Origin of the sequence: Mycobacterium sp. 852014-52450_SCH5900713, from assembly GCF_001667075.1 — a bacterium.
GTDB lineage: Bacteria > Actinomycetota > Actinomycetes > Mycobacteriales > Mycobacteriaceae > Mycobacterium.
Genome location: NZ_LZIL01000034.1, coordinates 105,881 through 125,820, shown reverse-complemented (window position 1 = coordinate 125,820; position 19,940 = coordinate 105,881). Strand labels below are relative to the sequence as shown.

The 19,940-nt window shown below is 70.6% G+C and carries 22 protein-coding genes; 14 read left to right on the top strand and 8 right to left on the bottom strand.

Translation table 11 applies throughout. The features are described 5' to 3' along the window. The first annotated feature begins 18 nt into the window (after window positions 1-18). Genes A5773_RS09400 through A5773_RS09390 form a run of 3 tightly spaced genes read left to right on the top strand, consistent with a single transcriptional unit; the run spans window position 19 to window position 2,353 of the window. The gene (locus A5773_RS09400) at window positions 19-1,167 is read left to right on the top strand and encodes an 8-amino-7-oxononanoate synthase (RefSeq protein ID WP_066953243.1); all 1,149 of its coding nucleotides are present in this window, start codon (window positions 19-21) and stop codon (window positions 1,165-1,167) included. Continuing rightward, window positions 1,164-1,844, top strand: coding sequence for a dethiobiotin synthase (gene bioD / locus A5773_RS09395; protein WP_066953241.1), 681 nt, complete (start codon window positions 1,164-1,166; stop codon window positions 1,842-1,844). The genes A5773_RS09400 and bioD overlap by 4 nt, the downstream gene beginning before the upstream one ends. Continuing rightward, window positions 1,844-2,353, top strand: coding sequence for a 2'-5' RNA ligase family protein (locus A5773_RS09390; RefSeq protein ID WP_066953239.1), 510 nt, complete (start codon window positions 1,844-1,846; stop codon window positions 2,351-2,353). Before bioD ends, A5773_RS09390 begins: the two co-directional genes overlap by 1 nt. Here A5773_RS09390 and A5773_RS09385 read toward each other — a convergent pair. From A5773_RS09385 to A5773_RS26260, 4 genes are all read right to left on the bottom strand, one after another. Beyond that, window positions 2,350-3,714 (bottom strand): hypothetical protein, encoded by a 1,365-nt coding sequence (locus A5773_RS09385; protein ID WP_067790621.1) that lies wholly within the window; start codon window positions 3,712-3,714, stop codon window positions 2,350-2,352. The two genes, A5773_RS09390 and A5773_RS09385, sit on opposite strands and share 4 nt — an antisense overlap. Next, entirely contained in the window at window positions 3,711-4,079 is a 369-nt protein-coding gene (locus A5773_RS09380; protein ID WP_066953235.1) for a hypothetical protein, read from the bottom strand. The genes A5773_RS09385 and A5773_RS09380 overlap by 4 nt, the downstream gene beginning before the upstream one ends. 3 nt (window positions 4,080-4,082) lie before the next feature. Further along, window positions 4,083-5,927 (bottom strand): hypothetical protein, encoded by a 1,845-nt coding sequence (locus A5773_RS09375; RefSeq protein ID WP_067790618.1) that lies wholly within the window; start codon window positions 5,925-5,927, stop codon window positions 4,083-4,085. A gap of 84 nt (window positions 5,928-6,011) precedes the next feature. Further along, entirely contained in the window at window positions 6,012-6,185 is a 174-nt protein-coding gene (locus tag A5773_RS26260; RefSeq protein ID WP_197507864.1) for a hypothetical protein, read from the bottom strand. A 129-nt stretch (window positions 6,186-6,314) separates the two neighbouring features. Between A5773_RS26260 and bioB the strand changes: the two genes are divergently transcribed. From bioB to A5773_RS09360, 3 genes are read left to right on the top strand one after another with little or no spacing between them, the layout of a single operon-like run. Further along, a complete protein-coding gene (bioB, locus tag A5773_RS09370; protein WP_066953231.1) occupies window positions 6,315-7,349 on the top strand; it encodes a biotin synthase BioB in 1,035 nt (344 codons plus the stop codon). A gap of 14 nt (window positions 7,350-7,363) precedes the next feature. Continuing rightward, on the top strand, window positions 7,364-7,591 hold the full coding sequence (locus A5773_RS09365) for a hypothetical protein (protein ID WP_067262528.1): 228 nt from the start codon (window positions 7,364-7,366) through the stop codon (window positions 7,589-7,591). A gap of 17 nt (window positions 7,592-7,608) precedes the next feature. Beyond that, window positions 7,609-8,262 (top strand): DUF2567 domain-containing protein, encoded by a 654-nt coding sequence (locus A5773_RS09360; protein WP_197505405.1) that lies wholly within the window; start codon window positions 7,609-7,611, stop codon window positions 8,260-8,262. Here A5773_RS09360 and A5773_RS09355 read toward each other — a convergent pair. Both A5773_RS09355 and A5773_RS09350 read right to left on the bottom strand, forming a co-directional pair. Beyond that, a complete protein-coding gene (locus tag A5773_RS09355) occupies window positions 8,257-9,597 on the bottom strand; it encodes a lipase family protein (protein ID WP_067262525.1) in 1,341 nt (446 codons plus the stop codon). The two genes, A5773_RS09360 and A5773_RS09355, sit on opposite strands and share 6 nt — an antisense overlap. A 161-nt stretch (window positions 9,598-9,758) precedes the next feature. Further along, window positions 9,759-10,475, bottom strand: coding sequence for an NUDIX domain-containing protein (locus A5773_RS09350; protein ID WP_067790615.1), 717 nt, complete (start codon window positions 10,473-10,475; stop codon window positions 9,759-9,761). 46 nt (window positions 10,476-10,521) lie between these two features. Here A5773_RS09350 and nadA point away from each other — a divergent pair, with 46 nt between their 5' ends. From nadA to nadC, 3 genes are read left to right on the top strand one after another with little or no spacing between them, the layout of a single operon-like run. Next, window positions 10,522-11,571 carry a quinolinate synthase NadA gene (gene nadA / locus A5773_RS09345; RefSeq protein ID WP_067262521.1) on the top strand — a complete coding sequence of 350 codons (1,050 nt, stop codon included), beginning with the start codon at window positions 10,522-10,524 and terminating at the stop codon, window positions 11,569-11,571. Further along, the gene (locus tag A5773_RS09340) at window positions 11,568-13,142 is read left to right on the top strand and encodes an L-aspartate oxidase (protein ID WP_066953220.1); all 1,575 of its coding nucleotides are present in this window, start codon (window positions 11,568-11,570) and stop codon (window positions 13,140-13,142) included. Before nadA ends, A5773_RS09340 begins: the two co-directional genes overlap by 4 nt. Continuing rightward, complete coding sequence (nadC, locus tag A5773_RS09335; protein WP_066953218.1) at window positions 13,142-13,993, top strand: carboxylating nicotinate-nucleotide diphosphorylase; 852 nt, start codon at window positions 13,142-13,144, stop codon at window positions 13,991-13,993. The genes A5773_RS09340 and nadC overlap by 1 nt, the downstream gene beginning before the upstream one ends. A 5-nt stretch (window positions 13,994-13,998) precedes the next feature. Here the strand turns inward: nadC and A5773_RS09330 are convergent, their stop codons facing one another. Further along, entirely contained in the window at window positions 13,999-14,565 is a 567-nt protein-coding gene (locus A5773_RS09330; RefSeq protein ID WP_066953216.1) for a TetR/AcrR family transcriptional regulator, read from the bottom strand. A gap of 40 nt (window positions 14,566-14,605) precedes the next feature. Here A5773_RS09330 and A5773_RS09325 point away from each other — a divergent pair, with 40 nt between their 5' ends. Further along, window positions 14,606-15,634 carry a zinc-binding dehydrogenase gene (locus A5773_RS09325; RefSeq protein ID WP_067262518.1) on the top strand — a complete coding sequence of 343 codons (1,029 nt, stop codon included), beginning with the start codon at window positions 14,606-14,608 and terminating at the stop codon, window positions 15,632-15,634. An 88-nt stretch (window positions 15,635-15,722) separates the two neighbouring features. On the opposite strand, the gene A5773_RS09320 is transcribed toward A5773_RS09325, so the two are convergent. Next, window positions 15,723-16,145: a nitroreductase family deazaflavin-dependent oxidoreductase gene (locus A5773_RS09320; protein WP_066953212.1), complete on the bottom strand. Its 423-nt coding sequence runs from the start codon at window positions 16,143-16,145 to the stop codon at window positions 15,723-15,725. A 115-nt stretch (window positions 16,146-16,260) separates the two neighbouring features. Here A5773_RS09320 and hisD point away from each other — a divergent pair, with 115 nt between their 5' ends. The 4 genes from hisD to hisH are packed head-to-tail and all read left to right on the top strand — an operon-like array spanning window position 16,261 to window position 19,938. Next, window positions 16,261-17,577: a histidinol dehydrogenase gene (hisD, locus tag A5773_RS09315; protein WP_156664308.1), complete on the top strand. Its 1,317-nt coding sequence runs from the start codon at window positions 16,261-16,263 to the stop codon at window positions 17,575-17,577. Further along, entirely contained in the window at window positions 17,574-18,704 is a 1,131-nt protein-coding gene (locus A5773_RS09310; protein WP_067262514.1) for a histidinol-phosphate transaminase, read from the top strand. Before hisD ends, A5773_RS09310 begins: the two co-directional genes overlap by 4 nt. Continuing rightward, the gene (gene hisB / locus A5773_RS09305; RefSeq protein ID WP_067262512.1) at window positions 18,701-19,321 is read left to right on the top strand and encodes an imidazoleglycerol-phosphate dehydratase HisB; all 621 of its coding nucleotides are present in this window, start codon (window positions 18,701-18,703) and stop codon (window positions 19,319-19,321) included. The genes A5773_RS09310 and hisB overlap by 4 nt, the downstream gene beginning before the upstream one ends. Then, window positions 19,318-19,938 (top strand): imidazole glycerol phosphate synthase subunit HisH, encoded by a 621-nt coding sequence (gene hisH, locus A5773_RS09300; protein ID WP_067262502.1) that lies wholly within the window; start codon window positions 19,318-19,320, stop codon window positions 19,936-19,938. The genes hisB and hisH overlap by 4 nt, the downstream gene beginning before the upstream one ends. The last annotated feature ends 2 nt before the right edge of the window (window positions 19,939-19,940 follow it).

Here is a 19,940-nt window from a genome sequence, read left to right as displayed (position 1 = left end):
CCACTAGGCTGATCCCCGATGAGGGCACCGATCGATACTTCCCCGCTGGCCTGGCTCGACGCGGTGGAAAGTGAGCGTCGCGAGGCCGGGCTGCGCCGGTCGTTGCGGCCGCGGCCCGCCGTCGCCACCGAGCTGGACTTGGCGTCCAACGACTACCTCGGGCTGTCCCAGCACCCCGACGTGATCGAGGGCGGCGTCGCGGCGCTGCGCATGTGGGGCGCCGGCTCCACCGGTTCCCGCTTGGTCACCGGCGACACCGAACTGCACCAGCAATTCGAGTCCGAGCTCGCCGAATACGTCGGCGCCGCATCGGGATTGCTGTTCTCGTCGGGATACGCGGCCAACCTGGGCGCGGTCGTCGGCCTGTCGGGCCGGGGCGCGTTGCTGGTGTCCGACGCGCTTTCGCACGCCTCGCTGGTCGACGCCTGCCGGCTGTCGCGGTCCCGGGTGGTGGTCACGCCGCATCGCGACATCGATGCCGTGGAGACCGCCCTCGCCGCACGCGACGAGGGGCGCGCCGTCGTCATCACCGAGTCGGTGTTCAGCGCCGACGGCGCCTTGGCGCCGCTGCGGGAGCTGCACGAGGTCTGTCGCCGGCACCGCGCGCTGCTGATCGTCGACGAGGCCCACGGCCTGGGCGTGCGCGGGGGAGGGCGCGGGCTGCTGCACGAGCTCGGGCTGGCGGGCGCCCCCGACGTGGTGCTCACCACGACGCTGTCCAAGGCGCTGGGCAGTCAGGGCGGAGTGGTGCTCGGGCCCGCGGCCGTGCGGGCCCACCTGATCGACGCGGCACGCACGTTCATCTTCGACACTGGCCTGGCGCCTGCGGCGGTCGGCGCCGCGCGGGCCGCGCTGAGCGTGCTGCGGGCCGAACCGTGGCGACCCGAGGCGGTGTTGCGGCACGCCCGGATCCTGGCCGAGGTGTGCGACGTGCCCGAGATCCCGCAGTCGGCGGTGGTGTCGGTGGTCCTGGGGAACCCGGAGGTGGCCCTGGCCGCCGCGACCGCCTGCCTGGACGCCGGCGTGAAGGTGGGCTGCTTCCGGCCCCCGACCGTGCCGGCCGGGACCTCCCGGCTGCGGCTGACCGCGCGCGCGTCACTGGATTCCGCCGAACTCGAGATCGCCCGGCGGGTGCTCACGGACGTGCTTGCTGTGACGCGCCGTTGACCGTCCTGGTCGTCACGGGGACGGGAACCGGGGTCGGCAAGACCATCGTCACCGCCGCGCTGGCCTGTCACGCGCGTCAGGCAGGCATCGACGTGGCGGTATGCAAACCGGTCCAGACCGGCACCGACACCGGCGACGACGACCTTGCCGAGGTCGCCCGGTTGTCCGGCGTGACCGAGTTGGCCGGGCTGGCCCGCTACCCGCAACCGCTGGCACCGGCCGCCGCCGCCGAGCTGGCCGGCGCCGCGCTGCCCACCGGCGACCACGTGCTGCGGCTCATCGCCGGCCTGGACCGCCCGGGCCGGCTTACGCTGGTCGAAGGGGCCGGCGGGCTGCTCGTCGAGCTCGCCGCCGCGGGCGTCACCCTGCGCGATCTGGCCGTCGAGACGGGTGCCGCGGCGCTGGTCGCGGTGACCGCGGAATTGGGCACCCTTAACCACACCGCGCTGACGCTGGAATCGCTTGCCGCCCATGATGTCCCGTGCGCAGGGCTGGTCATCGGCAGCTGGCCGGCGCGCCCCGGGCCGGTCGAGACTTCGAATCGCTCCGCCCTGGACCGGCTGGGTCAGGTGCGGGCCGCGCTGCCGGCGGGGGCCGGATCGATGGACGCCGCGCGGTTCGCGGCCATGAGCGCCGCGGCGTTCGACCGCGACTGGGTCACCGCGCTGGTCGGCTGATGGTGCATTCCATCGAGCTGCTCTTCGACGGCGACACCGAGGCGACGATCCGCGGGCTTTGGGACGCGCTGGCCGGCGCCGGGATTCCCAGTCAGGCGCCGGCCGGGCGGCCGCACGTCACGCTCGCGGTGGCCGACCGCATCGCCGAGGAGGCCGACGCCGCGCTCCGGCCGCTGACCGACCGGCTGCCGCTGGGCTGCGCCGTCGGCGCGTCGTTGCTGCTCGGACGGTCCAACGCGATCCTGGCCCGGCTCATCGTCCCGACGGCGGAGCTGCTGGATTTCCACGCGGAGGTGCACCGGCGGTGCGGCGAGCACCTGGCCCCCGCGCCGGCCCCCACCAGCCTGCCCGGCCAGTGGACGCCGCACGTCACGCTGGCCCGGCGCGTCGGCGGACCGGCGCTGGGCCGGGCGCTGCGGATCGCGGGGCGGCCCACCCTCGTCGAGGGAAGCTTCGCCGGTTTGCGGCACTGGAACGGCGAGAAGAAGGTCGACTACCTGATCGGCTAGCCGCCGAACAGCAGGTACAGGCCGGTGAAGGTGTAGCCGACCATGACCAGCATCATGGTCAGCTGGCCGGTGAGCTGATGGCCGCTCGGCAGCAGCCGCAGGGCCTTGTCGTGGGCCGCGATCACCGCGACGATGTGGCCGGTGACCACGCAGGCCACCTTGATCCCGGCCAGCACCGGCGGGTGGGCGGACAACACGTAGGCCACCTGCTGGTGCGCCAAGCCCAGCAAATTCCAGCCGCGGCCGAACGGGTCGGCCAGCGCCAGCATGGCCTGCTGTCCGCGCTCGACGAGGTAGGTCAGGTAGTGGGCGAAGATGTAGCCCACCACGATCGGGATCAGGGAATGCGCCATCTGGCCGGGCAGGGCGCCCCGCTGCTCTCGGTCCACGCCGCCCGTCGCGCGCGCGGCGAGCGAAAAGGTAACCGCCACAACAGAAATGAACACCACCAGCCCGAGGGTGCGCAGCAGCGACGACGCCAGCGTCGGCGGCAGGCCGACGTCGTGAGACAGCCCGTCGGCGAAGCCGCGCCACGTCGGGGACGACGAGAAACTGTCGAACGCCGTGGACCCGAGCAACACCGCGAGCAGCACGACCACCCCGGGCCGCACCGGCAGCGACGGCAAATGGTCGAGCGGATTCCCGATGACGATCTTCCCGCTCTGCGGGTTGCGGCGAAACGGGGACAGGCGAGACACCGCCATGCTGTACACGCCGAACGGGTCGGCGCGGGCCAGCCAGCGCTGGCCGCACAGCCAGGCGCCCGCCAGCATGGCCACGGCATACCCACCCAGCCACGCGCGCACCCAGGGCAGCGACGCCGGGTTCGGGCTGGCCAGCTCCATCCAGACGAACGCGAACAGGCCCAGCGCGGCCGGCCGGTAGCCCCACCGTTCGGGATAGGGCCGCCGCGGTCGGTGCACGCGCTCGGGTGTGGCCCGTCGCAGCAACACGTAGACCGTCCCCATCGGGGAGATGACCCGCCAAACCGGCCCAATCGCCAGTGACACCGCCACCAACCCGACCCACAGCAGCACGTAGAACACGCCCAGCAGGGCATTGGTCTCCGACTGCGGGCCCCACACCCCGGCCGCCACCGCCCACGCGGCGAACACCAGCGCCAGCCCGGCGGCCGTCCACCGCGTCGCCGGGGCGTCAACCAGCGCGGTCACCGCCGCGGGCAGTGGGCGGCCGGGCTTGAGCGGATCGAACCGCGGCCGCCGCCAGGCGAAGGCGACCAGCGCGAAGGTGAACGTCAGGGCCCACGCCGCGCCGACCATCGCGTACATGTACGGCACCGGAAGGTCGCCGGATCCGCCGAGCCCGTGCGCGAGCACCACGGTCGCGCCGCCGCCGGTCACGGTTGGACTTGGACGGTCGCAATCGTGCGGTCCAGGTGGTGCAACTCCACCTCGACGTTGCCGGGCACGTCGGCGCTGAACTGGAACGTCTGGTTTGGCGCGGCCGCCACCTGGAACTTGTGGTCGGGCGTCGAGTGCACGTGCAGCTCGTCGGCGGCGTCACTGGTCACCTTCACCGTGATCGGCTGGTGCACCTTGGCCTGCAGGGCGGCATTGGTGGGAGTCACCTGCCCCTTGGCGATGGTGACATCGATCGTCGGGCCCGCGCCGGCGGGCTGCGACTGGTTATGCGAACCGCCGCAAGCGATCAACGCCCACGCCAGCGCCGCCACCCACGCCGCGCTCAGGGTGCTACGGATCGTCATCGATCACGCCGCCTGGGGGGTGCCCGGCACGGTGTGCTTCTCTTCCTTCGGCCGCTTGGGCAGGGTGTCGTAGTTGTTGATCCGGCCGGCGCCCCAGGTCAAGGCGCTGATCACCATCAGCGTCAGGAACAGCACGACGATCCCCCCGGCGGTGAACAACCAGGCGGGCGCGCTCTGGTCGCGTTCGCGCTGCAGGATGGTGACCTCCAGGACGAACGGCCGCGTGCTGGTCGCGAGCGCGGGGACCTCGGGCGCCGGGATGGCGTCGTCGGCCGGCTCGTAGATCGGCACGGCCGTCATCGTGCGGCCGTCCTGCACCCGCAACAGCGTCTTCCAGTCTCCCCACACCGGGACCGGCTGGGTGGACCGGTAGTGCCCCGGCCCGACCTTGGCGAGCTTGTCGATCATCAGGCCACGGTCGTTCTGCATCCGCCCCTGCCAGGACAGGATCGTCAGCCAGTCCGGGTGGTCACTGACCATGGTCGTCGGGGAGATCATCACGTCGGCCGACACCATGCGTTGCCCCGCGGGGCTGGGGAGATCCGTCAACGTCACGGTGGCGGTGTTCTGGCCCGGCACGAGGATGTGCAGGCCGTTGGCCACCGCGATGCCGATCACCAGCACTGCCGCCGCCACCACCGAGATGCCGACCCCGCGGCTTGGGAGGCGCCGGCCGGTGAGGACCAGGCCGAACAGCGCGCCGCAAACCCCGGTCAGCGCCGCGACGGGCACCGACATCGCCAGCGCCTCGCCCCACATGCTGGTCGGCCACGGGTAGTGGTACACCGCCCCGATCCACAGCGATTCCAGCCACAGCCCCACCGTGGCGACCGCGAGGCCGGAGACGGCGCCGAAGGCCACCGGACGCTTGATCAACGGGGTCAGCGCCACCAGCTCGACGACCAGCGCGGGACCCAGGTACAGCGGGAACCAGTTGATCGGAGCGCCCAGGATAGGGCCGACCAGCACCGCAACCGCACCGCGCAGCGCGATGGCGAACAGCGCCGCGATGATCGCGGCACCGCGTCCCATCGTCATGCGGGCGGCGACGGCCGCCAGCGCGGACGCCGCGGCAATCAGCATCGGCTGAAACACCAGCCGGAACTGCGGAACCCCGAAGTCGAACTCGATCTGGTAGACGGACAGGCCGATGAACAGCCCGCCGAAGGACAGGTAACGCAGGAAGGTGATGAAGGCGCCGTGGGTTACCTCGTCGCCGTCGTGCGCCTCGCCTTCACGCTCCAGCATCAGCACCGAGAACAGCGAGAAACACGCACCGCCGATCATCATCAAATGTGTTGGGCCCCAGAGGGTTACGTCTTGCCCAAAGATGCGGTGCCAGATGTCGTCGAGCGGGAACCCGATCATCGCGTACATCCCGCAGCCCGCCATCAGCAGGCCGCCGACGGGCGCGTGCCAGTTGCGGGTGATCCGCACCGACGCGGGGCCCGGCTTGTCGAACGGCAGCACCACCGAGACCATGCCGGCCACGAAGATTCCGAACAGCCCGATGATGATGAAGTAGTGCGCGGGGTTGGCCAAGGGGCCGGGGTCGCGCCCGTTGCCGATGTGCCAGCTGACGTCCCAGATGAATCCGAACAGCGCGCAGATGATGAACGTCGTGAAGATGAGGACCGGAAGCGCCACCCAATTGGGCCGGTGGAACTTCTCGCCCAGCTTGTCGGCGACCCGGGTCAACCACTCGATCCGATGGGTGCGGTGGGCATAACCGACCCAGAGCATGACCGCGGCGATCACTACCGCCGCGACCGACAGCCCGATCACCTGGTTCAGGCCGGCGCCGCGCGCCGGTGCCTCGGCAACGAAAGTGAGTTCCGCCGATTTCATCGTCAAACCCTCCCAACAGCGCCCGCCCGCCTGGCGGGCTGTGATCCAGCTCGCAGGAAGCGGAATGCCCAAATCGGCGGCCGGTCAATCACCGATTTCGTCGTTGCGCTGCCCGGCCTCCTCCTGGTCGCCGGGGGAGCGGCGGTCCTTGAGCGCGACGTAGAGGATCACCCCGACGACGATGATCGCCGGCAAGAAGGCCGGGATCGCCAGCAGGATCATGTGGTGAGCCACGTACGCGACGTGCGGATCGGTCATTCTGGTGAGATACCCCGGCGGACGGCATGTTCTGCGGCCGTTACCCTACTTTGAACACTTTATTCAAGCTGCCACCACCGTGGGCAGGGGGGCCGCGTGCGCGGCCACCGATGATGCAGGGGAGTACGGGTGACTCAAGCGGCAACTCGACCGGCCACCGGCGCCAACGACGCAGACATCCTGGCGGTCGCCCGCGAACAGGTACTCGAGCGCGGCGAGGGACTGAGTCGCGAGCAGGTGCTGCGGGTGCTGCAACTGCCCGACGACCGGCTCGACGACCTGCTGGCGCTGGCCCACGAGGTCCGGATGCGCTGGTGCGGGCCCGAGGTCGAGGTCGAGGGCATCATCAGCCTGAAGACCGGCGGTTGCCCGGAGGATTGTCATTTCTGCTCGCAATCGGGGTTGTTCGCCTCGCCGGTGCGCAGCGCCCGGCTGGACATTCCCAGCCTGGTCGAGGCCGCCAAGCAAACCGCAAAGTCGGGTGCCACCGAGTTCTGCATCGTGGCCGCCGTCCGTGGGCCCGATGAGCGGTTGATGGCCCAGGTCGCGGCCGGCATCGAGGCGATCCGCAATGAGGTCGAGATCAACATCGCCTGCTCGCTGGGGATGCTGACCACCGAGCAGGTCGAGCAGTTGTCGGCGATGGGTGTGCACCGCTACAACCACAACCTGGAGACCGCCCGCTCGTTCTTCACCAACGTGGTGACCACCCACACCTGGGAAGAGCGCTGGCAGACCCTGTCGATGGTGCGCGACGCCGGCATGGAGGTGTGCTGCGGCGGCATCCTGGGCATGGGCGAGACGCTCGAGCAGCGCGCGGAGTTCGCCGCCGAACTGGCCGAGCTCGGGCCCGACGAGGTGCCGTTGAACTTCCTCAACCCGCGTCCCGGCACGCCGTTCGGTGACCTGGAGGTGCTGCCGGTGGCCGAGGCGCTGAAGTCGGTGGCCGCCTTCCGCCTGGCCTTGCCGCGCGCGATGCTGCGGTTCGCCGGGGGCCGCGAGATCACCCTGGGCGACCTGGGCGCCAAGCAGGGCATCCTGGGCGGCATCAACGCGGTGATCGTCGGGAACTATCTGACTACCCTCGGCCGCCCGGCCGAGGCCGACCTGGAACTGCTCGACGACCTACAGATGCCTATCAAGGCGCTCAACGCCACCCTGTAGGAAACTTGGCGACTGTGGTTCGGGATCTGGGCGCTCCGGTCAGCGCCGGCGTCTACAACGTCTACACCGGGGAATTGGGCGGCACCGTGGTGCCGACAGCGGCACAGTTGGGCCTCGAGCCGCCCCGGTTCTGTGCGGAATGCGGACGCCGGATGATCGTGCAGGTCCGACCCGACGGCTGGCGGGCGCAATGCTCGCGGCACGGTCAGGTCGACTCCGTCGAGCTGGAGGCCCAGCGATGACCGAGCCCGTGACGCCCATGGAAGGACGGGACACGCCGCCGGCCGCAATCGCCCCGCGTAAGCCGCCGGTGCGCGCCATCGCCATCGCCGGGCTGGGGTCCGCGGCGGCCGGTGTGCTGGTCGGTGGGCTGTGGGCGTGGATCGCCCCGCCGATCCATGCCGTGGTGGCGCTCACGCGGGCGGGTGAACGGGTCCACGACTATCTCGGCACCGAGTCCGAGCACTTCTTCGACGCGCCGTGCCTGATGCTGGGGCTGCTGACCGTGCTGGCCGTGGTGGCGCCCGTGCTCGGGTGGCAGTGGCGCGAGCACCGCGGGCCGGGGATGGTCGTCGCGCTGTCCACCGGCCTGTTGACCGCTGCCGCGGCCGCGACGGCCACCGGGGCCGCGCTGGTCCGGATCAGCTACGGCGCATTGAACTTCGACGCGGTGCCGCTGTCCAAAAGCCCGTCGGTGGCGTACGTCGTCCAGGCGCCCCCGGTGTTCTTCGCCCAAAACCCGCTGCAGGTCGCGCTGACCCTGCTGTGGCCCGCCGCTATCGCCGCGCTGGTGTATGCGGTGCTGGCGGCCGCCGACGCCCGCGACGACCTGGGCGCCCGTCCGCCGGGCGGCCGGCCTTCCGATGCGCTCCCGGTGGGAGCAGGGGGTGCCGCCGAAGCGGCCGTCTCATAGCGGACGGCGGTGAATGCTCCGGCCGAAGATGACCTTGGCGGCGATCTTGGCCAGCCGGGCCATCCCGACATAGGTCATCGGATGGAACATCGTCGGCCAGGTGGTCCGGATGAGGTGCTCGGTCAGCGGGCGGCGGTCGAACCGGTCGGTGAGCCAGCGCAGCGTCATCGGCGCCGACAGCGGGTGTAGCAGCATGTGTTCGTTGAACGCGTCCCGGTGGTAGGTCACCTGGGCGCCGCCGGCCGAATAGGCGTCGGCGAGCACGTCGATGTCTTTCACGTCGATGAGGTAGTCGTGGACGGCCTGCACGATCAACACCGGCGGCGTCGGCACGGCCACGCCCAGCTTGATGTTCTCGAAGACGTGCATCACCTCGGGCGTGGACAGGATGCTCTCCAGCGGCTCGTCGAGGTAGTCGCCCATGTTTTTGCCCGCCATCCGGACGACCGCCTCCACGGTGGTCATCTTCTCGAGCGACTCGAGCAGGGCGCGCCCCTCTTCGTTGCTGTGCTCCTTGATCACCCTGTCCAGCTCGGGATAGATGTGGGCCAGCGCGGCCACCACCAGCGCGGGCAGGCCCGAAAGGAAACTGCCGTTGAGCCTGCGGAAGGTGTTGCCGAGATCCCCGACCGGTGACCCCAGTACCGCCCCGACGATGTCCAGTTCGGGCGCGTAGTCGGCGCATACCTCGGCGGCCCAGGCGCTGGCCAGCCCGCCGCCGGAGTACCCCCACAGCCCGATCGGCGCCTCCGGGGAAAGCCTGAGGCGTTCCGAACCCAGAGCGGCCCGGATGCCGTCCAGGACGCGATAGCCGGGCTCGTACGGCGCACCCCACAGGCCCTGGAGCCCCTCGTGGTCCGGCACGGAGACGGCCCAGCCCTCGGCAACGGCGGCGGCGATCAGGAAGAGTTCGAACTGACCGATCGATCCGAGGGCCTTCGCCCGGCGCCGCAGCGCGTAGGACGGGAAGCAACGGGACGACACGGCGTCGATCGCGCACTGGTAAGACAGCAGCGGGCACGGACGTTCCGGCGCGAGCTCGGCCGGGACGATCACAGTGGTCGCCGCCGCCTCCGGCTCCCCGTTCATGTCCATCGTCCGGTAGAGCAGCTGAATGGCCTTGACCGGCTGCGGGATCAAACCCAAAAACGCCAGTTCGACGTCGCGCGAACGCAGCACCGTCCCGGGTTCGGCGTGTTGGAAGCCCAGTGGCGGCTGGTAGAACGGATCGTCCGAGGGCAGCAGCGGGCGTACCTTGCGCTGCAGTTCCTCGTGCGGCGGCCGGGCGATCCACTCCGCGCCATGCGTGCCTGCCAGATTGCCGAGCTCAGCCATTGAGGCTCCCTTCTAGGCCATCCGGCATTGTCGCGCACGAACGGCAGGTAACCAAAACGTAATCGCCGCACTGTGAGCGACTTGTTGCCGGGGCGTGCAGAGTCGGACGCGCCACTGGCATCGATTTGCGATCGCGTCACCCGAAGACGCTTTTCACAAGCCTAGCCGGGGGGCCGTAAGGCGGCGAATTCGTCGGTGATCCGCAGTCGGGAGTCGGTGAAGTGGTACAGGGCCGCCGGCCGCCCGCCGCTGCGGCCCGACTGCGCGATGGTGCCCGTCTGGCTGATCACGCCGCGGCGGACCAGCACGCGTTGCAGGTTCGTCGCATCGACTTGGTAGCCGAGCGCGGCGCCGTAGATGTCGCGGAGCGTAGAAAGCGCGAATTCCTTTGGGGCCAAGGCGAACCCGAGGTTGGTGTAGGACAGCTTGGCGATCAGCCGGGTGTGCGCGTGGGTCACCATCGGGCCGTGGTCGAAGGCCATCGGCGGCAGGCAGCTCACCGGATGCCAGCGGGTGTCCGGCGGCAGCTCGGGGGTGGCGGGGGAGGGCACCAACCCCAGGAACGTCGACGCGATCACCCGGGCACCCGGCACCCGGTCGGGGTCGGAGAACACCGCCAGCTGTTCCAGGTGCGCGAGCTCTTTGAGGTCCACCTTTTCGGCCAGCTGTCGCAGCACCGAGGTGGTCATGTCCTCGTCGTTGCGCAGCTGTCCTCCCGGCAGCGACCAGGCGCCCCGCTGCGGATCCTTGGCACGCTGCCATAACAGCACGTTAAGCTGCGGTTTTTCCGTCGGGCGGCCCTTCGTAACCTGCTTGGTGACATGGCGAACCTGGAATACGACCGCGAGCACTTCGTGGGCGGTGTTACCATGGGCCATGTTTTCGATTATAAGTCGAAAACCTCCTGGGCTGAAAGGAGCCGCCGTGACGGTTATAAATCGCATGGACACGCTCGCCGAAGACATGATGGCCGACGTCACGGATTCACCGGCCGGTTACGCCGGTGTGGAGGGCAACGAGCAGTGGGCCGCCGAGATTCGCCGACTGGCGAAGCTGCGCGGCGCCACCGTGCTCGCGCACAACTACCAGCTGCCCGCGATACAGGACGTCGCCGACCACGTCGGCGACTCACTGGCGCTGTCGCGGATCGCCGCCGAGGCGCCCGAGGACACCATCGTGTTCTGCGGGGTGCACTTCATGGCCGAGACCGCCAAGATCCTCAGTCCCGACAAGACGGTCCTCATCCCGGACCAGCGGGCCGGCTGCTCACTGGCCGACTCCATCACCCCCGACGAGCTGCGCGCCTGGCGCGACGAGCACCCCGGCGCCGTCGTCGTCTCCTACGTCAACACCACCGCCGCCGTGAAGGCGCTCACCGACATCTGCTGCACGTCGTCCAACGCGGTCGACGTGGTCGAGTCCATCGACCCCGACCGCGAGGTGCTGTTCTGCCCGGACCAGTTTCTCGGCGCCCACGTGCGCCGGGTGACCGGCCGCACGAACATGCACGTGTGGGCCGGTGAATGCCACGTGCACGCCGGGATCAACGGCGACGAGCTGTCCGAGCAGGCGCGGGCGAACCCCGACGCCGACCTCTATGTCCATCCCGAATGCGGTTGTGCCACTTCGGCGTTGTACCTCGCCGGCGAGGGCGCCTTCCCGGCGGATCGGGTGAAGATCCTGTCCACCGGCGGCATGCTCGACGCGGCGCACCAAACCCGGGCCCGCAAGGTGCTGGTCGCGACCGAGGTCGGCATGCTGCATCAGCTGCGTAGGGCCGCCCCGCAGGTCGACTTCCGCGCGGTCAACGACCGGGCGTCCTGCAAGTACATGAAGATGATCACGCCCGCGGCCCTGCTGCGCTGCCTGGTGGACGGGGCCGACGAAGTCGATGTCGACCCGGAGATCGCGGCGGCGGGCCGCCGCAGCGTGCAGCGAATGATCGAAATCGGTCAGCCGGGCGGCGGCGAATGACCGTCCGCCCCGCCTGGACCCACAGCGCCGACGTCGTCGTCATCGGTACCGGTGTCGCGGGATTGGCCGCGGCGCTGGCCGCCCATCGCGCCGGCCGCAGCGTCGTCGTGCTCAGCAAGGCCGACCAGGCGAAGGGGGGGACCGCGACCCACTACGCGCAGGGCGGCATCGCGGTGGTCTTGCCCGACAACGATGACTCGGTGGAGGCCCACGTCGCTGACACCTTGACGGCCGGCGCCGGCCTCTGCGACCCCGACGCGGTGTATTCCATCGTCGCCGACGGCTACCGGGCGGTGTCCGAATTGGTCGGTGCCGGAGCGCGATTCGACGAGGCATACCCGGGCCGCTGGGACGTGACGCGCGAGGGCGGGCACTCGCGGCGGCGGATCGTGCACGCCGGCGGTGACGCCACCGGAGCCGAGGTGCAGCGGGCGCTCGACCACGCCGCGGCCAGGCTGGACATCCGCGCCGGCCACGTGGCCCTGCGGGTGCTGCACAACGATGCCGCAGTCACCGGGGTCCTGCTGGGCAGCGTGGACGGCTACGGAATCATCAACGCGCCCGCGGTGATCCTGGCCTCCGGAGGTCTCGGGCACCTCTACGGTGCGACCACCAATCCGGAGGGCTCCACCGGTGACGGAATCGCGCTGGCACTGTGGGCCGGCGTCGCGGTCAGCGACCTGGAGTTCATCCAGTTCCACCCGACGATGCTGTTCGGCGGGAGCGGCGGGCGGCGCCCGCTGGTCACCGAGGCGATCCGCGGTGAGGGCGCGATACTCCTTGATCGGCAAGGTAATTCGGTGACGGCCGGTGTTCACCCGATGGGCGACCTGGCACCGCGTGACGTCGTCGCCGCGGCCATCGACACCCGGCTGAAGGCCACCGGCGACCCATGCGTTTTCCTCGACGCGCGCGGCATCGACGGTTTCGCGGCCCGGTTCCCTACCGTGACCGCCGCGTGCCGCGCAGCCGGCATCGACCCCGTCCGCGAACCCATCCCGGTCGTGCCGGGGGCGCACTACAGCTGCGGCGGCGTCGTCACCGATGTGCACGGCCAGACTGAATTGCCCGGCCTGTTCGCCGCCGGCGAGGTGGCGCGCACCGGACTGCACGGTGCCAACCGGCTGGCGTCCAACAGCCTGCTGGAGGGCCTGGTGGTCGGTGGCCGCGCCGGGAAAGCCGCGGCCGCGCACGCGATGGCGGCCGGGCGCGTCAGGGCTGTCGAGCCCGAGCCCATCGCCCACACCGCCCCGGAGCGCGGCGCATTGCAGGCCGCGATGAGCCGCGACGCCTCGGTGGTGCGCGACGCCGCCGGGCTGCATCGTTTGTCCGACACGCTGTCGGGGGCGCGGGTGCGCCCCATCTCCGGCCGCCGCGACTTCGAGGACGTCGCGCTGGCCGTCGCCGCCCGCGCGGTGACGGCCGCCGCCCTGGCCCGCAACGAGAGCCGGGGCTGCCACCATCGCGCCGAATACCCGGACCCCGCACCGGAACAGGCGCGCAGCAGCATGCTGCGGCTGGCCGAGGACCAGAACTCGGTGCTGGTGGAGGCGCTGGAGGCAGTGGGCTGATGATGCTGCCCGACGAACGAAGCGCCGCTCAGGACATCATCCGGCGCGGTCTGGAAGAGGACCTGCGCTACGGCCCCGACATCACCACCCTCGCGACGGTGCCCGCCGGTGCGATGGCGACGGCGTCGATGGTGCCCCGGGAGCCGGGCGTGATCGCCGGCGTCGAGGTCGCGCTGCTGGTCCTCGACGCGGTCCTCGCCGGGGGCTACGAAGTGGTGCACAGCGTCGAGGACGGCGCCCGGCTGCAACCGGGCGAGCCGGCCCTGACCGTGCGCGCGGACGCCCGCGGCCTGCTGACCGCAGAGCGGACCATGCTTAACCTGGTCTGTCACCTTTCGGGCATCGCCACCACAACGGCGGCCTGGGTCGAGGCCGTGGACGGCACCAAGGCCAAGGTCCGCGACACCCGCAAAACCCTGCCCGGGCTGCGCGCGCTGCAGAAGTACGCGGTGCGGGTCGGCGGCGGCGTCAACCACCGGATGGGGCTCGGCGATGCGGCGCTGATCAAGGACAACCACGTGGTGGCCGCGGGCTCGGTGGTCGACGCGCTGCGGGCGGTGCGCGACGCGGCGCCGGATCTACCGTGCGAGGTGGAGGTGGACTCCCTCGAGCAGCTCGACGAGGTGCTGGGCGAAAAGCCGGAACTGGTGCTGCTGGACAACTTCCCGGTGTGGCAGACGCAGATGGCCGTGCAGCGGCGCGAGGCGCGCGCGCCGGCGGTGCTGCTCGAGTCGTCCGGCGGGCTCAGCTTGGAGAACGCCGCCACCTACGCCGCCACCGGGGTCGATTACCTGGCCGTCGGCGCGCTGACGCATTCCGTGCGCGCGCTCGACATCGGCCTGGACATGTAGGGCCCTCAGCCGCGCAGCAGCGTGCGTGCGGCGGGCTTGGCGGCGTCCAGCGCGCCCGCGTTCCCGGAGATCCGGGACAGGATCAGCGCCCCCTCGATCAACGAGATCACCGCCAGCGCAACGTCTTTGGCCTCGGCTGCGGGCCAGCCGTCGGAGCGCAGCCGCTCCTCGAGGGCCGCACACCAGCCACCGAAGGCGCGGGCCGACGCCTCGCGCACCAGCGGGCTCGCGTGCACCGACTCGGTGGCGATCGGCTCGATCGGGCAGCCGTCGCGCCGGTCGCCGGCCAGCCCCGCCGCCAGCAGGTCGATCCAGCGGTCGACGATGTCGGCCGCCGGCCGGCCCGTCGCCAGGAAGCGGCGCAGCAGTTGCTCGATGCCGGCGCCTTCGGTCTCGACGACCGCCGCGGCCAGTTGTTGCTTGCCCTGCGGAAAGTGGTGATACAGCGAACCGGGCTTGACGCCGGCCTCGTCGAGGATCTGGTTCAGGCCGGTCGCCGCGTAGCCCTGGCGGCGAAACAGCGTGGCGGCCGTATCGATCAACGCGGGGCGACTGCGGTCGGGTCTCGGCACGCTCTTGACTTTACTTGAGTGATCACTCAAGAATGCAGAGATGAGGCAGCTGACCTACGAAGAAGCCGGGCGATACGCGTGGCGCGAGGTGCCCGAGCCGCAGCTCACCGAGCCCGGGCAGGCGCTCGTGCGGCCGCTGGCGGTGGCGTGTTGCGACCTGGACGTCGCTGTGTGCAACGGGCGGCTGCCGCTGCCGCCGGGGTACGCGGTGGGCCACGAAGGATTGGCCGAGGTCGTCGCCGTCGGCGACGACGTCAGGGGCGCCCGGGTCGGCGACCGGGTCGTGGTGCCGTTTCAGATCAACTGCGGGGACTGCCGCGAATGCCGCCGTGGCGTGACCGGCTCGTGCAGCGCGGTGCCGCTGATGGCGGCCTACGGGATGGCTCCGATCGCCGGCCTGGACGGCGGCGGCTTCATGTCGGACCTGGTGCTGGTCCCGTACGCCGACGCGATGCTCGTCCCTTTTCCCGACGCCGTCGACCCAGTCGCTATGGCCTCGCTGTCGGACAACATCCCCGACGGCTGGCGCACCGTCGGGCCGTTCGGTGCGGAACTGGATGCGCTCGATCCCGTCGATCGCCGCGTCCTGGTGCTCGGGCGGCTGTCGATCGGCCTCTACTCGGCCGCGATCGCCGCGGCGCTGGGCGCCCACGTCGACTACGTCGACACCGACCCGCAGCGGCTGGCCGCAGCCGAGAAGCTCGGCGCGGCGGTCCACGACGTGGCCAAACCCGACAAGTCTTGGGGCCCTTACCCGGTCACCGTGCACACCACCAGCGATCCCGCGTTGCTAGCGGCGACGCTGCGTGCCACCTGGCCGGACGGCGTGTGCACCGACACCGGGATCTACCCCGAATATCGGGTCGAGATGCCGTTGCTGCCGATGTACTCGCGCGGCGTGCGGTTCATCACCGGACGCGTCAGCGCGCGCACGGTCATCCCGCGGGTACTCGAGCTGCTCGCGGGCGGCCTGGACGTGTCGCCGGCCGTCGACCGCGTCGTCGCGTGGGAGGACGCCCCCTCGGCCTGGCCGACGATGACCGGTAAGACGGTCTTCACCAGGGCGTAGTCCGCCGGAGTATGCGTTCCGGGCGGCGAGTGCGCGCCCAAACGGCGCGTCGCCGCCGTGAGCGCACGCGCGAAAGGGCGCCCGACCTTTAGGCGATGTCGCCGACGAACACGCCGATTCGCCGCAGCTGCATGCGGGCCATCCGCGGCAGGCGTTCGGCGTCGGGACCCTCGGTGCCGGCCGGCAGGATGCGCGGGTTGGTGATGTGCACCACGCGGTTGCGGCTGAACTGCACGTCGGCCTCGCCGGCCGCCAGGACGTTCTTGGCCCAGTTCGTCTTGCCGTGGCCCAGCGCGATCGCCAGCACGTTTCCCTTGCGGTAGGGGGTGATGATCGTCTCGTACGGCGTGCCGGAGGTGCGGCCGCGGTGCTTGATGGTCGCCGTGCCGGGCAGAAAGCGGGCGATCGGCTTGACCGCCGGGTTGAAATACTTGATCTGGAAGCGCTCGAACCAGGGCGGGAACACCATCGGGACGCCCGGGGCGTTATTGGGGTGATCCTTCGCGGACATGACAACTCCCTGACTTTTGTGGGCCTAACCCGGCTTTTCAAGGGCACTGTACCGGGCGGATATCGACTTGAGTTGCTCTGGGACAATGGAGGCAATGACTACCGCTTCAGCACCCGTGATGGCCCGCATAGACCTGCGGGGCGTCGAGCTGACGGCTGCCCGATTGCGGACCGCGCTCCCGCGCGGCGGCGCCGACGTGGAGAGCGTGCTGCCCAAGGTGCGGCCGATCGTGCAGGCCGTGGCCGAGCGCGGCGCCGAGGCGGCGCTGGAGTTCGGGGCGTCGTTCGACGGCGTGCGGCCCTCGGCCGTCCGGGTGCCCGAGGAGGCTCTGGAGGCGGCGCTGGCCGGCCTGGAACCCGACGTTGTGGACGCCCTGCGGATGATGATCGAACGCACCCGCAAAGTGCACGCCGACCAGCGGCGCGCCGACGTCACCACCACGCTCGGCCCGGGCGCGACGGTCACCGAGCGGTGGGTGCCGGTCGAGCGGGTGGGCCTGTACGTGCCCGGCGGCAACGCGGTGTACCCGTCCAGCGTGGTGATGAACGTGGTGCCCGCGCAGGCCGCCGGCGTCGACTCGCTGGTGGTGGCCAGCCCGCCGCAGGCCCGCTTTGACGGCCTGCCCCATCCGACGATCCTGGCCGCCGCCCGGCTGCTCGGGGTCGACGAGGTGTGGGCGGTCGGCGGCGCCCAGGCGGTGGCGCTGCTGGCCCACGGCGGCACCGACACGGACGGCTCCGAGCTGGCGCCGGTCGACCTGATCACCGGGCCCGGCAACATCTACGTCACCGCCGCGAAGCGGCTGTGCCGCTCGCGCGTCGGCATCGACGCCGAGGCCGGGCCCACCGAGATCGCCATCCTCGCCGACCACACCGCCGACCCGGCGCATGTGGCCGCCGACCTGATCAGCCAGGCCGAACACGACGAGATGGCGGGCAGCGTTCTGGTCACCGCTAGCGAGGGCCTGGCCACCGCGACCGAAGCCGAGGTGGCCGCCCAGCTACGGACCACGGTGCATCGCGACCGGGTGACCGCGGCGCTCGGCGGCCGCCAGTCGGCGATCATCCTGGTCGACGATCTCGACGCCGGCATCCAGGTGGTCAACGCCTACGCCGCCGAGCACCTGGAGATCCAGACCGCCGACGCGCCGGAGGTCGCCGGCCGAATACGTTCGGCCGGAGCCATTTTCGTCGGCCCGTACTCGCCGGTGAGCCTCGGCGACTACTGCGCCGGATCCAATCACGTGCTGCCCACGGCGGGCTCGGCGCGCCATTCCAGCGGCCTGTCGGTGCAGACCTTCCTGCGCGGCATCCACGTCGTCGACTACACCGAGGCCGCCCTCAAGGACGTCTCGGGACACGTGGTCACGCTGGCCAAGGCCGAAGACCTGCCGGCGCACGGCGAGGCGATCCGGCGGAGGTTCGAGCGATGACCGAACACCCCACGCTGGACGACCTGCCCCTGCGCGAGGACCTGCGCGGCAAATCACCTTACGGCGCACCGCAACTGGCCGTCCCGGTGCGGCTGAACACCAACGAGAACCCGCACCCGCCCAGCCGGGCGCTGGTGGACGATGTGGTGCGGTCGGTGGCCGAGGCGGCCGCCGACCTGCACCGCTATCCCGATCGCGACGCGGTGGACCTGCGCCGCGATCTCGCCGGCTACCTCACGGCGCAGACCGGCGTGCAGCTCGGGCTGGAAAACATTTGGGCCGCAAACGGATCCAACGAGATCCTGCAACAGCTGCTGCAGGCATTCGGTGGGCCCGGGCGCACCGCGATCGGGTTCGCCCCGTCCTACTCGATGCACCCGATCATCGCCGGCGCCACGCGCACGGAATGGCTGGAGGGTGTCCGCGCCGACGACTTCAACCTCGACGTGGACAGGGCGGTCGCCGCCGTCGCCGAACATCAACCCGATGTGGTCTTTATCGCCAGCCCGAACAACCCGTCCGGGCAGAGCGTTTCGCTGCCGGCTCTGCGGCGGCTGCTCGACGCGGTGCCGGGAATCTTGATCGTGGACGAGGCCTACGGCGAGTTCTCCTCCGAGCCGAGTGCCGTCGGGCTGGTGCGGGAGTATCCGACCAAGCTCATCGTCACCCGCACAATGAGCAAGGCGTTCGCCTTCGCCGGCGGGCGGCTCGGCTACCTGATCGCCACGCCCGCGGTGATCGACGCGATGCTGCTGGTCCGGCTGCCGTATCACCTGTCGTCGATCACGCAGGCCGCGGCCCGGGCCGCGCTGCGACACGCCGACGACACCCTGAGTAGCGTTGCGGCGCTGATCGCCGAACGGGAACGGGTCACAACCGCCCTGACCGGCATGGGTTTTCGCGTGATCCCCAGCGATGCGAACTTCGTGCTGTTCGGACAGTTCGCCGACGCTCCGGCCGCGTGGCAGCGCTACTTGGACGCCGGCGTCTTGATCCGCGACGTCGGGATTGCCGGCTACCTGCGGGCCACGACCGGACTGGCCCAGGAGAACGACGCGTTCCTGCGGGCCAGCGCCCAAATCGCCGCCACCGAACTGACCCCAGCCACCCCAGTAGGAGCCCCGTGACCACTATTGCGACTCGGCGCGCGCATATCGAGCGTCGCACCAAGGAATCCGACATCGTCATCGAGCTAGACCTCGACGGCACCGGGCAGGTCCACGTCGACACCGGCGTGCCGTTCTACGACCACATGCTGACGGCGCTGGGCACCCACGCCAGCTTCGACCTGAATGTCCGCACCAAGGGCGACGTCGAGATCGAGGGCCACCACACCATCGAGGACACGGCCATCGTGCTGGGGCAGGCGCTCGGCCAGGCCCTGGGCGACAAGCGGGGAATCCGCCGGTTCGGCGACGCTTTCATCCCGATGGACGAAACGCTGGCCCACGCCGTCGTCGACGTGTCCGGCCGGCCCTACTGCGTGCACACCGGGGAGCCGGATCACCTGCGACACACCACCATTGCCGGCAGCTCGGTGCCCTACCACACCGTGATCAACCGGCACGTGTTCGAGTCGCTGGCCATGAACGCCCGCATCGCGCTGCACGTGCGCGTCCTGTACGGGCGCGACCCGCACCACGTCACCGAGGCGCAGTACAAGGCGGTGGCGCGAGCGTTGCGTCAGGCCGTCGAGCCCGATCCCCGGGTTTCGGACGTGCCGTCCACCAAAGGTGTTCTGTGACAAAACCATCCGTTGTGGTCCTGGATTACGGCTCGGGCAACCTACGGTCGGCCCAGCGCGCGCTCGAGCGGGCGGGTGCATCGGTCGAGGTGACCGCCGACGCCGATGCGGCGGCCGCCGCCGACGGGCTGGTGGTGCCCGGCGTCGGGGCCTTCGAGGCCTGCATGACGGGCCTGCGCAGAGTCAAGGGGGACCGCATCATCGCCGACCGGGTCGCCGCCGGGCACCCGGTGCTGGGCGTCTGCGTGGGCATGCAGATCCTGTTCGCCAGCGGCGTCGAATTCGGTGTGCAGACAACGGGTTGCGGCCAGTGGCCGGGAGAGGTCACCCGGCTGGATGCTCCGGTGATCCCGCACATGGGCTGGAACGTCGTCGACGCCGGGGGAGGCACCACCCTGTTCAAGGGGCTGGACTCCGATACCCGCTTCTATTTCGTGCACTCCTATGCCGCGCAGCGCTGGGAGGGTCCGCCCGAGGCCGTGCTCACCTGGGCCACCCACCGGGTGCCCTTTCTGGCCGCCGTCGAGCAGGGTGCGCTGTCGGCCACCCAGTTTCACCCCGAAAAGAGCGGGGATGCGGGCGCGGCCGTGCTGCGCAACTGGATTGAGGCACTGTGACG

What these genes read in the sequence shown, in the direction of transcription:
- A5773_RS09400 (WP_066953243.1), top strand. Translation starts at nt 19, where the DNA reads ATGAGGGCACCGATCGATACTTCCCCGCTGGCCTGGCTCGACGCGGTG.
- A5773_RS09390 (WP_066953239.1), top strand. Translation starts at nt 1,844, where the DNA reads ATGGTGCATTCCATCGAGCTGCTCTTCGACGGCGACACCGAGGCGACG.
- A5773_RS09380 (WP_066953235.1), bottom strand. Translation starts at nt 4,079, where the DNA reads ATGACGATCCGTAGCACCCTGAGCGCGGCGTGGGTGGCGGCGCTGGCG.
- A5773_RS09375 (WP_067790618.1), bottom strand. Translation starts at nt 5,927, where the DNA reads ATGAAATCGGCGGAACTCACTTTCGTTGCCGAGGCACCGGCGCGCGGC.
- A5773_RS26260 (WP_197507864.1), bottom strand. Translation starts at nt 6,185, where the DNA reads ATGACCGATCCGCACGTCGCGTACGTGGCTCACCACATGATCCTGCTG.
- A5773_RS09360 (WP_197505405.1), top strand. Translation starts at nt 7,609, where the DNA reads ATGGAAGGACGGGACACGCCGCCGGCCGCAATCGCCCCGCGTAAGCCG.
- A5773_RS09355 (WP_067262525.1), bottom strand. Translation starts at nt 9,597, where the DNA reads ATGGCTGAGCTCGGCAATCTGGCAGGCACGCATGGCGCGGAGTGGATC.
- A5773_RS09350 (WP_067790615.1), bottom strand. Translation starts at nt 10,475, where the DNA reads ATGGCCCATGGTAACACCGCCCACGAAGTGCTCGCGGTCGTATTCCAG.
- A5773_RS09340 (WP_066953220.1), top strand. Translation starts at nt 11,568, where the DNA reads ATGACCGTCCGCCCCGCCTGGACCCACAGCGCCGACGTCGTCGTCATC.
- nadC (WP_066953218.1), top strand. Translation starts at nt 13,142, where the DNA reads ATGATGCTGCCCGACGAACGAAGCGCCGCTCAGGACATCATCCGGCGC.
- A5773_RS09325 (WP_067262518.1), top strand. Translation starts at nt 14,606, where the DNA reads ATGAGGCAGCTGACCTACGAAGAAGCCGGGCGATACGCGTGGCGCGAG.
- A5773_RS09320 (WP_066953212.1), bottom strand. Translation starts at nt 16,145, where the DNA reads ATGTCCGCGAAGGATCACCCCAATAACGCCCCGGGCGTCCCGATGGTG.
- A5773_RS09310 (WP_067262514.1), top strand. Translation starts at nt 17,574, where the DNA reads ATGACCGAACACCCCACGCTGGACGACCTGCCCCTGCGCGAGGACCTG.